Source organism: Sphingobacterium sp. WM, from assembly GCF_029542465.1.
GTDB classification, from domain to species: Bacteria; Bacteroidota; Bacteroidia; order Sphingobacteriales; family Sphingobacteriaceae; genus Sphingobacterium; species Sphingobacterium cellulitidis.
On record NZ_CP120709.1, the window covers coordinates 3,374,789 to 3,388,182 of the forward strand.

At 39.5% G+C, this 13,394-nt stretch carries 10 protein-coding genes; 4 read left to right on the top strand and 6 right to left on the bottom strand.

Annotation, left to right across the window (positions count from 1 at the left end; all coding sequences use genetic code 11):
- Positions 1 to 69: 69 nt before the first annotated feature.
- From PZ892_RS14340 to nrdF, 4 genes are all read left to right on the top strand, one after another.
- Positions 70 to 303 (top strand): glutaredoxin domain-containing protein, encoded by a 234-nt coding sequence (locus PZ892_RS14340; RefSeq protein ID WP_094257818.1) that lies wholly within the window; start codon positions 70 to 72, stop codon positions 301 to 303.
- A gap of 21 nt (positions 304 to 324) precedes the next feature.
- Positions 325 to 732 (top strand): class Ib ribonucleoside-diphosphate reductase assembly flavoprotein NrdI, encoded by a 408-nt coding sequence (gene nrdI, locus PZ892_RS14345; RefSeq protein WP_179221476.1) that lies wholly within the window; start codon positions 325 to 327, stop codon positions 730 to 732.
- Complete coding sequence (gene nrdE, locus PZ892_RS14350; RefSeq protein WP_094257819.1) at positions 692 to 2,797, top strand: class 1b ribonucleoside-diphosphate reductase subunit alpha; 2,106 nt, start codon at positions 692 to 694, stop codon at positions 2,795 to 2,797. Before nrdI ends, nrdE begins: the two co-directional genes overlap by 41 nt.
- Positions 2,798 to 2,900: 103 nt before the next feature.
- Entirely contained in the window at positions 2,901 to 3,887 is a 987-nt protein-coding gene (nrdF, locus tag PZ892_RS14355) for a class 1b ribonucleoside-diphosphate reductase subunit beta (protein ID WP_094257820.1), read from the top strand.
- Positions 3,888 to 4,126: 239 nt separating this feature from the next.
- Here the strand turns inward: nrdF and PZ892_RS14360 are convergent, their stop codons facing one another.
- From PZ892_RS14360 to PZ892_RS14385, 6 genes are all read right to left on the bottom strand, one after another.
- A complete protein-coding gene (locus PZ892_RS14360) occupies positions 4,127 to 5,761 on the bottom strand; it encodes a RagB/SusD family nutrient uptake outer membrane protein (protein WP_094257951.1) in 1,635 nt (544 codons plus the stop codon).
- Between the two features lie 11 nt (positions 5,762 to 5,772).
- Positions 5,773 to 8,796: a TonB-dependent receptor gene (locus PZ892_RS14365; RefSeq protein WP_277711450.1), complete on the bottom strand. Its 3,024-nt coding sequence runs from the start codon at positions 8,794 to 8,796 to the stop codon at positions 5,773 to 5,775.
- A gap of 259 nt (positions 8,797 to 9,055) precedes the next feature.
- Positions 9,056 to 10,234, bottom strand: a complete 1,179-nt coding sequence (locus tag PZ892_RS14370) for a glycoside hydrolase family 76 protein (RefSeq protein ID WP_094257822.1) — start codon at positions 10,232 to 10,234, stop codon at positions 9,056 to 9,058.
- A 137-nt stretch (positions 10,235 to 10,371) separates the two neighbouring features.
- Positions 10,372 to 12,087 (bottom strand): GMC family oxidoreductase, encoded by a 1,716-nt coding sequence (locus tag PZ892_RS14375; RefSeq protein ID WP_094257823.1) that lies wholly within the window; start codon positions 12,085 to 12,087, stop codon positions 10,372 to 10,374.
- Between the two features lie 3 nt (positions 12,088 to 12,090).
- Positions 12,091 to 12,570 (bottom strand): gluconate 2-dehydrogenase subunit 3 family protein, encoded by a 480-nt coding sequence (locus PZ892_RS14380; protein WP_277711451.1) that lies wholly within the window; start codon positions 12,568 to 12,570, stop codon positions 12,091 to 12,093.
- A gap of 52 nt (positions 12,571 to 12,622) precedes the next feature.
- On the bottom strand, positions 12,623 to 13,282 hold the full coding sequence (locus PZ892_RS14385; protein ID WP_094257825.1) for an HAD family phosphatase: 660 nt from the start codon (positions 13,280 to 13,282) through the stop codon (positions 12,623 to 12,625).
- Positions 13,283 to 13,394: the final 112 nt, after the last annotated feature.

The window sequence follows — 13,394 nt, forward strand, 5'->3', positions numbered from 1 at the left end:
TCAACGTTTTTTTATTTATCAAAGGACCAAAGCTTAAAATAGCTAAAATTCTTTTAAACTTAATATATCATGGCAAGAATCATTAAATTCGAAAAAAATGACTGTGCGCCATGCGCACAAGTATCGGCATACCTAGACAGTAAAGGTATAGCCTATGAAACCATTAACCCTTTCGACGAGCCTGAATTAGCAGTTAAGTTTAAAGTTCGTACCGTACCTACTGTGATCGTATTGGAGAACGATGAAATCAAAAATCGTATTATCGGGTTTAATCCTGTTGAATTAGATCAAATCGCATTATAGTAATCATAAACCGGAGGAATTATGATTTATTTATACTATGATTCTCGAACAGGTAATGTGGAGCGCTTTATTAACAAAGTGGTTCAAATTACCGGATGGACAGCCATCCGCATCCAAGAAGGTGTGGAAATTAAAGAAGCTGGACATTTAATTACGTATACCACTAATTTTGGTAAAGTTCCTGAGAAAACAGATGCTTTTATGAAAGATAAAAATCATCTGATTAGCTCAGTTACTTCTAGCGGAAACCGAAACTGGGGAAGAAACTTTGCAATTGCTGCAGACAAATTATCTGAATTGTTCGACATCCCTACGGCGATGAAATTCGAACTTTCAGGCACAATGGAAGATATTAATCAATTTATTGACATCATAAAAAATCAGTACTATGATAGCAAACGAGGTAGCGAAAAACTGGATATTGCTTAACAACGAAATCATGATCAAACATGATGACGAGTTCAGCTTGCATAAAGACAAGGAGGCTGTACGCGCCTATTTCCTGGAATATGTAAATAAGAACACGGTGTTCTTTTACACATTAAAGGAAAAAATCGACTATTTGATAGAAAACAATTATTACATCGATTTCTATCAATGGTTTACGTTCGAGCAAATGGAGGAGGTATACAATTATGTATTCGCCAAAAAATTCCGTTTCCAATCTTTTATGGCTGCATTCAAATTCTTCCAAAGTTACGCACTACGTGATGACTCTGGTGAGAAGTTCTTGGAACGCTATGAAGACCGCGTTGTTGCTGTTTCCTTATTCCTAGCTAGAGAAGAAGGTGTGCAAAAAGCTATCGAGTATGCCGAAATCATGATCAATCAAGAATATCAGCCCGCTACCCCGACTTTCTTGAACGCTGGAAAAAAACGTTCCGGTGAATTGGTATCATGTTTCTTAGATGAAATTGGTGACAACCTAAACGGGATTGGTTATGCGGTTGACTCAGCGATGAAGCTTTCTTCTATCGGTGGTGGGGTATCATTCAATATCTCTAAAATCCGTGCTCGTGGTGAAGCGATTAAAGGTGTAGAAGGACGTGCTGGAGGAGTATTACCAATCATGAAAATCATGGAGGATACTTTCTCCTATGCAAACCAATTGGGTCAACGCCCAGGTGCTGGTGCTGTATATTTAAACATCTTCCACTCGGATATCGAAGAATTCTTGGATTGTAAGAAAATCAACGTAGATGAGAAAGTGCGTATCAAATCACTTTCAATCGGTATTATCGTTCCTGATAAATTCATGGAGCTTGCTGAGAAAGATGAGCCATGCTACTTGATCTACCCGCATACAGTAATGCAAGAGTATGGTCAGTATCTTGACGAAATCGATATGGATGCGATGTACGATGAGTTAATCACGAATCCAAACGTTAAAAAGAAAAAAATCAATGCCCGTCACCTATTGGTGAAAATTGCTCAAACACAAAAAGAGTCGGGATACCCTTATATCTTCTTCAAGGAGAACACCAACCGTGCCCATGCATTAAATGGAATCGGTAAAGTGAAATTCTCTAACCTTTGTACTGAGATCATGCAAGTATCAGAAGTTTCTGATATCAATATCTACGGTAAAGAAGATACCATCCGTTACGGAATTTCTTGTAACCTAGGTTCCTTGAATATTGCAACTGTAATGGACAACAAACGCATCAAAGAAACTGTTAAAACCGCTATGCGTGCTTTAACTGTAGTATCTGATGTGACCAATATTGAAATGGTTCCTTCCATTGCAAAAGCAAACCGCGAGTTACACTCTGTAGGATTGGGCGCAATGAACTTACATGGTTATTTAGCGAAAAGCTTTATCATGTACGAATCGACTGAAGCATTAGATTTTGCCAACATTTTCTTTATGGCAATGAACTACTACTCGATCGAAGCTTCCATGGAAATCGCAAAAGAACGTCAGCAAACATTCGTAGGATTTGAGAAATCAGCTTACGCTGATGGAACTTATTTCGATAAATATCTTTCTCAAGAATACAGTCCGAAAACTGAAAAAGTAAAGGAATTATTCGAAGGAATTCATATCCCTACAAAAGAAGATTGGGAAAACCTAAAAGCACAAGTTGCTGAGCATGGTGTTTACCACGCTTACCGTTTGGCTATCGCTCCGAACCAATCTACTTCTTACATTATGAATGCAACCGCATCTGTAATGCCTATTGTAGACATTATCGAAGTGAGAGAGTACGGAGATAGTACAACGTACTACCCAATGCCGTACTTGACAAATGACAACTACTTCTATTTCAAATCAGCTTATGATATGGATCAGATGAAAGTGTTGAAACTGATCTCGGTTATCCAACGTCATATTGACCAAGGTGTATCGACCATCCTTCACACCAATTCTAAAGACTCCACTCGTGACCTGGCGAAATATTATATCTACGCGCACAAGTTAGGATTGAAATCTCTATACTACACTCGTACGCGTAAATCAACTATCGAGGAATGTATTTCATGTTCAGCATAATACAGAATCCTTAAGAAATAAGACCTATAAATTCAAAGAAGCTGAACTGGAAATTGAAATAAAACCAGTTCAGCTTCTTTAACTAAAAGATACAAGAATAGCAATGAGCAAACAATTTACAGCGGTAAACTGGAATACACCAGACAACGATTATGCCTTGATGTTCTGGGAACAGAATATCAGACAATTCTGGATTGATACAGAATATATCCCTTCCAAAGATATTGACAGCTGGAAAGGCCTAAGTTGGGACATGAAAGAGTGTTATAAGAAAGCATTGGGCGGACTAACTCTTTTAGACACCTTGCAAAGCCACACCGGTATGCCGAAAATTATCGATCATATCGACTCATTGCAAAACAAAGCAGTTCTTTCATACATGTGTATGATGGAAGCAATCCACGCAAAATCATATTCTACCATCTTTACAACGGTTTCTACAACCAATGAAATCAACGATGTATTCGGATGGGTATCTCAAAATAAATTCTTACAATATAAAGCCTCAACAATCGATAAATACTACCGTGCAATCGATAAAGAAAATGTATCGGATGAGGAATTGTTTATGGCTCTTGGTGCGTCTGTATTGTTGGAATCTTTCTTGTTCTATTCTGGATTCTTCCTTCCTCTTTGGTTATGTGGTCAAGGACAAATGGTAGCTTCTGCCGATATCATCAAAAAGATTATTGCTGATGAATCTATCCACGGTGTTTTCGTAGGATTGATCGGACAAGAAGTATTCGCAAGATTACAGAACAAAGCAGAAGTTAAACAACGCTTCTTAGACTTGTTAAACGAGCTGTATGAGAACGAAATTAAATACACCGAAGAATTGTACACTGTAGTAGGATTAACCGCTGAGGTGAAAGAATACGTGCGTTACAACGGAAACAAGGCCCTAATGAACTTAGGCTTTGATCCAATCTTCGAAGTAAAACAAGTAAACCCAATCGTGTTGAACGGTCTGAACACAGAAACAACACAACACGACTTCTTCTCCAAAAAATCAACTAACTACGAAAAAGCAACTGAAATCGTGCATTTAAAAAATGAAGATTTCATTCTAGATGCTACCGTAGAGATTTAATATTCTTTGTTATAAAAAAAACTCCCCTCAGTATTGAACTGAGGGGAGTTTTTTTTATAGATATGAGTATTGAGATGTGAGATTTGAGATATCAACCGTGAAATGTCTTTTTTTAGATATGAGTAATGAGATATGAGTATTGGGATATCAACCGGGATATATTTGAAATATACCTATAAGGTATTAATAGCCACGATTTTTCCTTTCCACTCTCTCATATCTCACATCTCATATCTCTCCTAGTAACCTGGGTTTTGTTTCAGGTTAGGGTTGATGGCCATATGTTGTTGTGGAATTGGGAACAATTCCTTGTTGACATCGTTGGTTGCTTTATGATCCCACCATGCTCCGGTTGTGTATTTTCCGAAGCGGATAAGATCGGTTCTGCGCTTACCTTCAAAGATAAACTCACGGCCACGTTCAGCCAATAGTTCATCTAGGGTCAAGGTAGCTGTAGTATATTGGTTGGCAGCCCAATCTGCTGCTGCGAATGAGCGCTTCTTAGACTCATTGATTAACTTCACAGCCTCTTGGTTTGCCGTTCCACCATTCTTGCGCATGATGGCTTCAGCCTTGTTAAAGTAAACCTCGCTCAGACGGTAGATCAGGTAATCATTCTCCTGGTAGTTATCATCCGATAAGCGACCTGATTTATACTTGTTAAACCTTGCTCCTGAGTTTTCTTCTCCTTCTGACATCGATCCCTGTGAAGTTTTATCTCCTTCACTCTCGCGACGAATGGAATTAACGAATACTAAAGGTTGTTCAGAATACTCTTCTGTTCCCAAAACAGGGGTTTTAGTGCCATATTTATATTGAGGACCGAACAAGAACCAATCTTTCTTTCTTAAGTCTTTGGCATTGTAAGCGTCAAACGCAGTAGGAATAACCACGAATGCATTCCAACCTCCGTAACCTACGTTTAAGGACTCTTTCATATAATCATATCCGAAATAGAATCCGCCCCAATCAAAAGCCCAACCACCTTTACGGCTGAACTGGAATTGGAATAGCGCCTCTGGATTTGCCGAGTTCGTATTGCTGAAGGCAGCATTGATGTCAGCAGAAAGCTTGGGTGTACCACCGATTCCGCCGCCAGCACCTGAAATAACTTTATCCGATGCAGCAATTGCTTGATCCCACATGGCAGTGCCCGACCATTTCTGTGCATTCAGATATAACTCCGAAAGCATGGCATAACCCGCTGCTCGGTTTACTTTACCCACTGATTCAGCAGTCAGGTCTGGCAACTTCGGAACCTCAGCCTCCAATTCGGTCTTGATAAAATCAAAAACCTCTTTTCTGGTCTTGGTCTCTGGGTTCAATGGCTTATCAGCCACCTCAACTGCAATCGGAACATTACCCCACATATCGATTATGCGCATGTAGTGGTATGCTCTTAATACTTTCAATTGTGCAACAGCGGTATTAATCTCTTCTTGGGTCATCCCGATGCTTGCAAAATCCAATTTCTCGATATCCCCAATGGCATTATTGATAAAACCTACACCGGTCCACATCAAATCCCACGCATTCTTCAGTCTATTTTCATTTACTGTCCAGGTATGGTAGTGCATACGGAAGTGGTCTCCCCCATCATAACCATGGCGACCTTTTTGTGGCCAAGCTACTTGATCAGCTGCCAATTCGGAATGATAATAAAATCCAGAACCTCCTGTAGGGGCCAACCAAGCCTGCATGTGCGTGAATGGTCTTAATACGGCCTGCTCTACTTCCAATTTATTCTTATAGAAACTTTCCTGTTCTAATTTGCTATATAGATTCTCATCTAAATTGGTGCAAGCGGAAAGTCCAGCTGTCGCTATTACTGCAACAGCTGCAAATCGTATCGTACGTTTATTTAATAATCTCATAATTTGCTTCTTTAAAAACCAATATTTAATCCCAATGACCATGATTGTGTTCTAGGGTAGAATCCTCTAGAATCGATACCTCCATCAAATCCAGTATCTTGCAATTCTGGATCAATTCCAGAATAAGAAGTAATGGTTGCAAGATTTCTTGCGGTCATATACACATATAAATTCCTCAAATAGTCATTCTTAAGGTTGAAAGTATATCCAAGGGTAATATTGTCGATCTTAACAAATGAACCGTTTTCCAAATAGTAGTCTGAGTACTGCGGGTCATCTTTCAAGGCAGCATGTTTGCCGAATGCAGACTCTAATACGTTGTTCGGCAACCATTTTTGGTTTCCAAAATACATATCTGCAGTGTTCAAGATGTCATATTTGAATTTACCTCTTAAGAATACGGTCAGGTCAAATCCTTTATAACTGAATCGGTTTCCTAGGGAAGCCTGGAATTTTGGAATACCATTCCCGATATAGGACAGGTCATCATTGTTGATTTCGCCAGCATGCGCTGTAGAACCATCAGCTTTGTAGAATAACCATTTTCCAGCATCGTCAAATCCAGCGAATCTCTTGCCGTAGAATGACCCTACCTCGCCACCTTCTTCCAGACGGATAGCATTACCCAAGTTTCCTGGCGAAGGCAAACCTCCGAACTCTAACCAGTTACTCTTGAAGATATCACTGGATAGTTTGGTCAACTTGTTCTTTTGGTAGTTTCCGGCAAAATCAACTTGCCATGTAAAGTTATCATTGGCGATCGGTGTACCGGTCAATTGGATCTCGATACCTTTGTTCACCACTTCACCTACGTTGTACCAAATCGATGGCTGTACGTAAGCAGGCAACTGCGCATTGTATTCATACAATAAATCGGTAGTCTTTCTGTGGTACACATCGATAGCACCCGTCAATCGATTATTGAACATACCAAAGTCAACCCCGATATTGGTTTCTGCTTTTTGCTCCCATTTCAAATCTGGATTCGGGTTTGTGGAGATACCGTAAGTTTGGTAATAGATTCCGTTCTGCGGATATACACCACCAGTACCTAAGGTAACTAACGATAGGTAGTTAGGGATACCTTGGTTACCAGTAACCCCATAACCAGCACGTAATTTCAGGTCATTAACCACTTCTTTGTTGCTAAAGAAGTCTTCGTTTGAAATATTCCAACCTGCTGAAACCGCTGGGAAATTACCCCATTTGTTGTTGGCACCAAATCTTGAAGATCCTTCACGACGCAAAATTGCAGTAACAAAGTACTTATCCGCATAATTGTAGTTTACACGTCCAAAGAATGCAATCAGGGTGTTGTCTTCTTTAAATGAATTCAATCCTGGTCTAGGTAATTTATCATTAGTAATGGCAGTACCGGAGTTAAAATCCCAATCTAGGAATCCGTCGGTGGTAAAACCATTATTGTTCATGTCAAACCACTCCAAAGTTGAGTATTGATAACTATAGCCTAATAAGCCCGTAACGGTATGTTTCTCGTTGAAGGTTTTGTTATAGTCAATCGTACTTTCAAAGGTTTTTGTCCAGTTCAGTTCATTGCGCTTATACGCATATCCCATTCCTTGGTAGTTTGAGTCTTCTCTTTGGTCCCAATCTAATTTAGAACGGAATTCACGACCATTCCAGTTGTCTCTTACATAAGATCCGAATGCCGAAACGCTCAATTCGTCCAAGATCTTGAACTTCAAACGAGCATCTCCAGAGAATGTCTGTTGGTTTCGCTCATTTATCCTATAAGCCAATCGGCTCATCGGGTTATAGTTATTGTATTCCTGGGTTTGGAAGAAAGTTCCATCAGAATTCACCAAGGGCGCAGTCGGGTTACGTTGAATGGCTTGTTCAAAATCACCTGTTTGTCCACCCAATAGATTAGCTTTATTAAAGTTGGCAGCAATGTTAGCTGACAAGGTCAAACGATCCTTCAATCCTGTTTGACTGAAGTTGATACGGCCACCAAATTGCTCTTTACCATTTTCCTTCGCCACACCTTTTGCCTGTTCATAGTTGAAGGAAGCACGGTATGTTGAGTTTTCTCCACCGCCACTAGCAATGAAGTTATGGAAATGCGAAAAGTTATCCTTATTGATCAATTCATCATATAGGTCAGTTGTAGCACCCAAATCAGATTTTGGTCTATTCAAACCTACGACAACTTTATCTCTAAACTGAGCCGCGTCCAACATGCTTGGTCTGCGGTTTACGATTTCAGTCTGTCCATAGGTCAAGTATTCAAACTGAGGAGTTCCAGCCTTACCTTTTTTCGTTGTAACCAAGATTACCCCACCATTTCCTCGCGTACCATAGATTGCCGCAGCAGAACCATCTTTCAAAACGTCGATGGACTCGATGTCCCCTTGTTTGATCAGGTCCAGGCTACCACCAGGGATACCATCGATTACCACCAATGGACTATTGGATCCTTTTAGGGATGCCATACCACGTAATTGGATATTGGTTCCCGAGTTCGGGTTACTTCCTTGAGTCCTGGTAACATTCAGACCAGCAACTTTACCTTGTACCAATTCCATTGGGTTTCGCATTCCCCCTCTGTTAAAGTCCTTTTCTTTTACAGATGCCACGGCAGAAGTAATCTCCTTACGTTTTTGCGTTCCATAACCGACTACAACGACTTCATCAAGTGCTTCTTCATCGGGGCTTAAGTTTACATTGGCTATTGCAGAGGTTACGGGAAATTCTTGCGATTTATAACCTAGGTAGGTAATCTGAAGGACATCTCCATTCTCTGCGGCGATGCTAAAATTACCGGCATCATCGGTTTGGACGGCAGCCTCTTTTCCTTTGACACGAACGGTTACTCCTGAGAGTACATCCCCTGTGCTTGCATTCTTAACGGTTCCTGTCACTGTCTGTTGAAATTCAACCTTCTCCATTCTAGTCGCTTCCGAATACGGCATCGTCGCAGCATTTCCATAACTGCTGGCCAGCAAAACAAAGCACAATATGCTCCCTCTGACAAAGCCTTTCCGATACATTTTTGAACTGTAAATGTTTGGCATGTTAATTAACGTTAATGATTAAATAATTTAAAAAGGTTTACAAACAAAATAAAATACTAAAACGTTTTAGTACACGTGTTGAATCAGAATAATCCCAATTGACACAATAGTAATAACGTAAAAATTAGTTAAATATTGTCAATGCGATTATTGATATTAAGGAAAAATAGGAATTTTAAGTTTAATAAATGAAAATTAAACCATGATTTTAGTAAAACTTATAATATAATAAGCTAAAACATTTAGGCAATTCAAAAAGTTAGAAGGAAGCTATACGCGCATACATTTCCACCATCGCTAATTGGTCCAAAAGCCATTTTTTCGAGCTCTTACGCTCCCCTTTCCAATCTTTGTTGAAAAGACCATTTTCGTCCCGAAGATTAGACCATGCGTAAGTCAGATTATCCTTGAATGAATTCAGATAAACAGGGTTTTTATCCAATGGATACAACTCTGCAAAACCCCTTAACATGACCGCAATAAACCAGGCATCAGAGTTCTTTAGAAGTCGAAATTCCTTCCCTCCATGTTGGGCTTTGGAATGGAAGAAATAATCATGTGCCGATGCGGCAATCAATTGCGCATCTTGAAGGAATTTTTGATCCTTTGTGATTTTAAATAACAAGGCAGCCGATTGTAACATCTGCCCCGAATTATATGGAAATTTTGTTTTGTTCACTTTCCCCGTAAGTGAAATATTATCATAGTAAAGATGGTCCGTCGGGTCTTCCAAATTTTCTTTGGTCCACTGATAAAGATTTATAGCCTTTTCTAAATACTCTTTATTTTTTGTCCCTTGATAAAGTTTCAATAAATAAACGACCGCCGGAGCATTAGAACAGGTATTTTTAGATTCTTTTTTCTGTTCACACCAATATATACCTCCACCAAGTTTGTCATCCATTCCACTTTCCACAAAACGCCAGATTTCTTCCGATTTATTTAGAAAAGACTTATCCTTGGTCGTCAGATACAAATCCGCAAAATCGATCCCTAGCCACACATTATCATCGTAGAACCGATCTGACAGAGCAGCAGAATTAACATAAGAAGCATAACCTACGGGGCTTCTTTTATCGAAATAATGTTCCAAGCCAGGCAATACCTTCGTTTTAATATCTTTTAGGATTTTTGGATTTTTGTCTTCCTCATACCTCGCCACCTGAGCAGATAATGATCCTGAAAACGGCCATAAATAGGAATAAGCATTCCCTTTTCTACCTTGACTCGGATTGGCTAGGTAACTAGCCTCATATGAATCATCATAAGGGTAATTTTCCCTGAGCAAAACCTCATTCTTGATTCCATAATGCTTGTAAATCGAATCCAATGTTATGGAAGCTTGCGCCGAGAATGTAGGTTCTATTTTCTTTTTCTGAGCATAAACTCCAATGATCCCCAATAGACAAATTACAGTTAGAATGAATGATTTCTTCATGGCCTAAGATATATTAACAATAAAAAAGCAATCGGAAAACTAGGTTTCCATAGGTTGATTAATTCAGGTAAAATCCTGAAAGGTTTAGAAATTCATTGTGGGGCAACCGCGAAGTTGACCCGCAATGAATAAAGATATTATATATTTCCTTTTTTCAATTCATTGACTGCATGATCCACAGCTCTTGCGGAGAATGCCATATAGGTCAAGGAAGGATTTTGTGTGGATGTCGAAGTCATACATGCCCCATCCGTGACATACACATTCGGACAGGCATGAATCTGATTCCAACTATTAAGAACAGAAGTTTTCGGATCTTTCCCCATTCGTGCACCACCCATTTCATGGATATCCAATCCTGGAGCTTGCGAACTTTCATTCCGCTGGATATTTTTAAAACCAGCTGCTGTAAACATCTCCTCCATGGTATCCAGATAATCCTTCTTCATTTTTGCATCGTTATCGTCGTAATCAACTGATATCTTCAGCAATGGAATTCCCCATTCGTCTTTTTGTTGGCTATCTAATGCCACATAATTTGATTCCTTTGGAATAGTTTCCCCCATCATATGCGAGCCTACTCCCCAATTCCCATATTTCGGGGTTAAAATAGAATTTTTTAAATCCGTGCCCATACCCGATTCATCCGACCAAGAAGAACGATATGCTCCAAAGCCAGCAGCATAGCCTCTTAAGAAATCCATTTCTTGCTTATGAAGATTCCGGAATCTTGGAATATATCCACCACCCGCAGGGTTTCGACCATCCGTTTTATATTCCAGCATCCCTTCGTATTCTCCACTGATTCTGGCGCTATAATTATGAAAAGCTACATATTTACCCAATGTTCCTGAATCATTTCCTAATCCATTCTGGAACCTATTGGATTTAGAGTTCAACAATAATAAGGTCGAGTTCAAGGCAGCTGCATTTACAAAGATGACTTTGGCATAAAAATCCATCTCTTCTTTGGTTTCGCGATCAATAACCTTCACTCCTACGGCCTTTCCTTTATTTTCATCGTACAGAATAGAATGCACCACTGAATTTGGTCTTACCGTCAAGTTTCCAGTTTTGGCAGCCCAAGGTAAGGTTGAGGCATTTGAACTGAAATATCCTCCAAAAGGACAGCCTCTTTGGCATAAGGTACGATTTTGACATTGCACCCGGCCTTGATCCAAATGAATTTGATTCGGTTTTGAAAGGTGCGCACAACGAGCAGAAATTACTTTCCTACCTGGATATTTCCCTTCTACTTGTTGCTTGAAGTATTTTTCAACCACGTTTAATGGGTAACCAGGCAAAAACTCACCATCCGGAAGCTCCGCCAAACCATCTTTATCACCTGCAATCCCTGCGAATCGCTCCACATGGTCATACCAAGGTTTCAGATCTTGATATCTAATTGGCCAATCCACGGCAAAACCATCCCTTGCAGGGCCATCGAAATCAAAATCCGACCAACGTTGCGTTTGTCGCGCCCATAGCAATGACTTCCCGCCAACCTGATAGCCTCGAATCCAGTCAAATGGTTTTTCCTGAACGTAGGGATGTTCCTTATCCTTTACAAAGAAATGCGCTGCATCTTCATGAAAAGCATAGCATCTGTTCACAATAGGATTATCCTGTTTAACCGCATATGGCATTTCGCCACGATGCTCAAATTCCCAAGGATAAAGATTGGTTGTAGGATAATCTTTCACATGTTGCACATCGCGACCACGCTCCAAAACCAATGTTTTTAATCCTTTTTCACATAATTCCTTAGCGGACCAGCCACCAGAAATACCTGAGCCAATCACAATGGCATCGTAACTACGATTTTTTTCTGAATCAATATTTAAGTTTGCCATTGATTATGCATTCATTTTTAAAGCTCCGTTGTATCTTCCTGGAACCAATTCGTAAACCAATTTATTTTTCATAACATATTCCGAGTTTTTATACCCTTGAATAGTCCTTCCTTTCAGAACTCGGAAGAAAACATCACCTTCAGGTAATACCAAAAGGTAAGCCTGCTGTTCTTCCAGCGGTTTACCTTTTAATTTGGCCGCTGCTGCTAAGCCATCTATAAATTTCTTTTGATCTTCCGGACTTGTGCAATCGTCCAGCATTTTCATTACAAAAAGATGTAGGTTCAATTCTTTGGCTCCAGGGCTATCCGTTTTAGGAATAATAGCCTCTACCAATTCAGCTAACAATTGTTCATCCTCTAAATCGAGCTTCACATTATTCAACTGAATGGAAGGAGATTTCGAACTAAAATCACAGGAAGTAGCAATCATCATACCTCCTGCAACGATAAACATATGTTTTAATGCGGTCCGTCTGTCCATAAGATTCATAATCTAGATTCCTAAATTACAAATTTAAGGGATAGAAAACCGCTTAATTTAAGGAAAGCAACGATTTTTTTACTTCTGCTAAATCGTTTAATAACTCATCGGCATGTTTCAAACGACTTTTCTCAACCTCTTGTTTAGTGACCGCTATACAGTATAAACCCGCATTTTTTGCCGCCGTACAGCCCGTACTGGTATCCTCAACAACTACAATCTCTTCCTTTGGAATGGATAATTTATTGACTGCCAACAGATAGGGTTCAGCATCGGGCTTAGGATTTTCAACTTGTTCTCGGGTTACAAAAAACTCAAAGTAATCCAATAGTTGATGTTCACCCAAGACAATGTCTACGGTAGTTTGATAACTCGAAGTCACTAAACCTATTTTTTTTCCTGAAGCTTGGATGGCTTCTAAAATCTCTTTAGCATGCGGCATCAACCGAATATTAGACATATTCGCTTTGCTATATCCTGCACGTGTAGCAAACCACATATCCTCCTCATCCACATTCAATTTATATTCTTGATTCAGCATTTGAACATTATGGTTCAAGGTATGGCCTGCAAAATTGCTGATCCACTCATCAAAGTCAATTTTCAAACCATAATCATTCTCCAAAATTGGAGCCCAAGTACTGAAATAAAAAAATTCGGAATCAATTAATGTTCCATCCAAATCAAATAGAACTGCATTTATATTTTTCATGCTACAAATTTAACCAATTAACATTAAGCCAATGTTAAATAGCATTGGCTTAACAATAAAGTTATCCTGAAAGAGAATTTTTCTCAATCGCATTTACAGGAGCTTTCTCCAT

What these genes read in the sequence shown, in the direction of transcription:
- PZ892_RS14340 (WP_094257818.1), top strand. Translation starts at nt 70, where the DNA reads ATGGCAAGAATCATTAAATTCGAAAAAAATGACTGTGCGCCATGCGCA.
- nrdI (WP_179221476.1), top strand. Translation starts at nt 325, where the DNA reads ATGATTTATTTATACTATGATTCTCGAACAGGTAATGTGGAGCGCTTT.
- nrdE (WP_094257819.1), top strand. Translation starts at nt 692, where the DNA reads ATGATAGCAAACGAGGTAGCGAAAAACTGGATATTGCTTAACAACGAA.
- nrdF (WP_094257820.1), top strand. Translation starts at nt 2,901, where the DNA reads ATGAGCAAACAATTTACAGCGGTAAACTGGAATACACCAGACAACGAT.
- PZ892_RS14360 (WP_094257951.1), bottom strand. Translation starts at nt 5,761, where the DNA reads ATGAGATTATTAAATAAACGTACGATACGATTTGCAGCTGTTGCAGTA.
- PZ892_RS14365 (WP_277711450.1), bottom strand. Translation starts at nt 8,796, where the DNA reads ATGCCAAACATTTACAGTTCAAAAATGTATCGGAAAGGCTTTGTCAGA.
- PZ892_RS14370 (WP_094257822.1), bottom strand. Translation starts at nt 10,234, where the DNA reads ATGAAGAAATCATTCATTCTAACTGTAATTTGTCTATTGGGGATCATT.
- PZ892_RS14375 (WP_094257823.1), bottom strand. Translation starts at nt 12,087, where the DNA reads ATGGCAAACTTAAATATTGATTCAGAAAAAAATCGTAGTTACGATGCC.
- PZ892_RS14380 (WP_277711451.1), bottom strand. Translation starts at nt 12,570, where the DNA reads ATGGACAGACGGACCGCATTAAAACATATGTTTATCGTTGCAGGAGGT.
- PZ892_RS14385 (WP_094257825.1), bottom strand. Translation starts at nt 13,282, where the DNA reads ATGAAAAATATAAATGCAGTTCTATTTGATTTGGATGGAACATTAATT.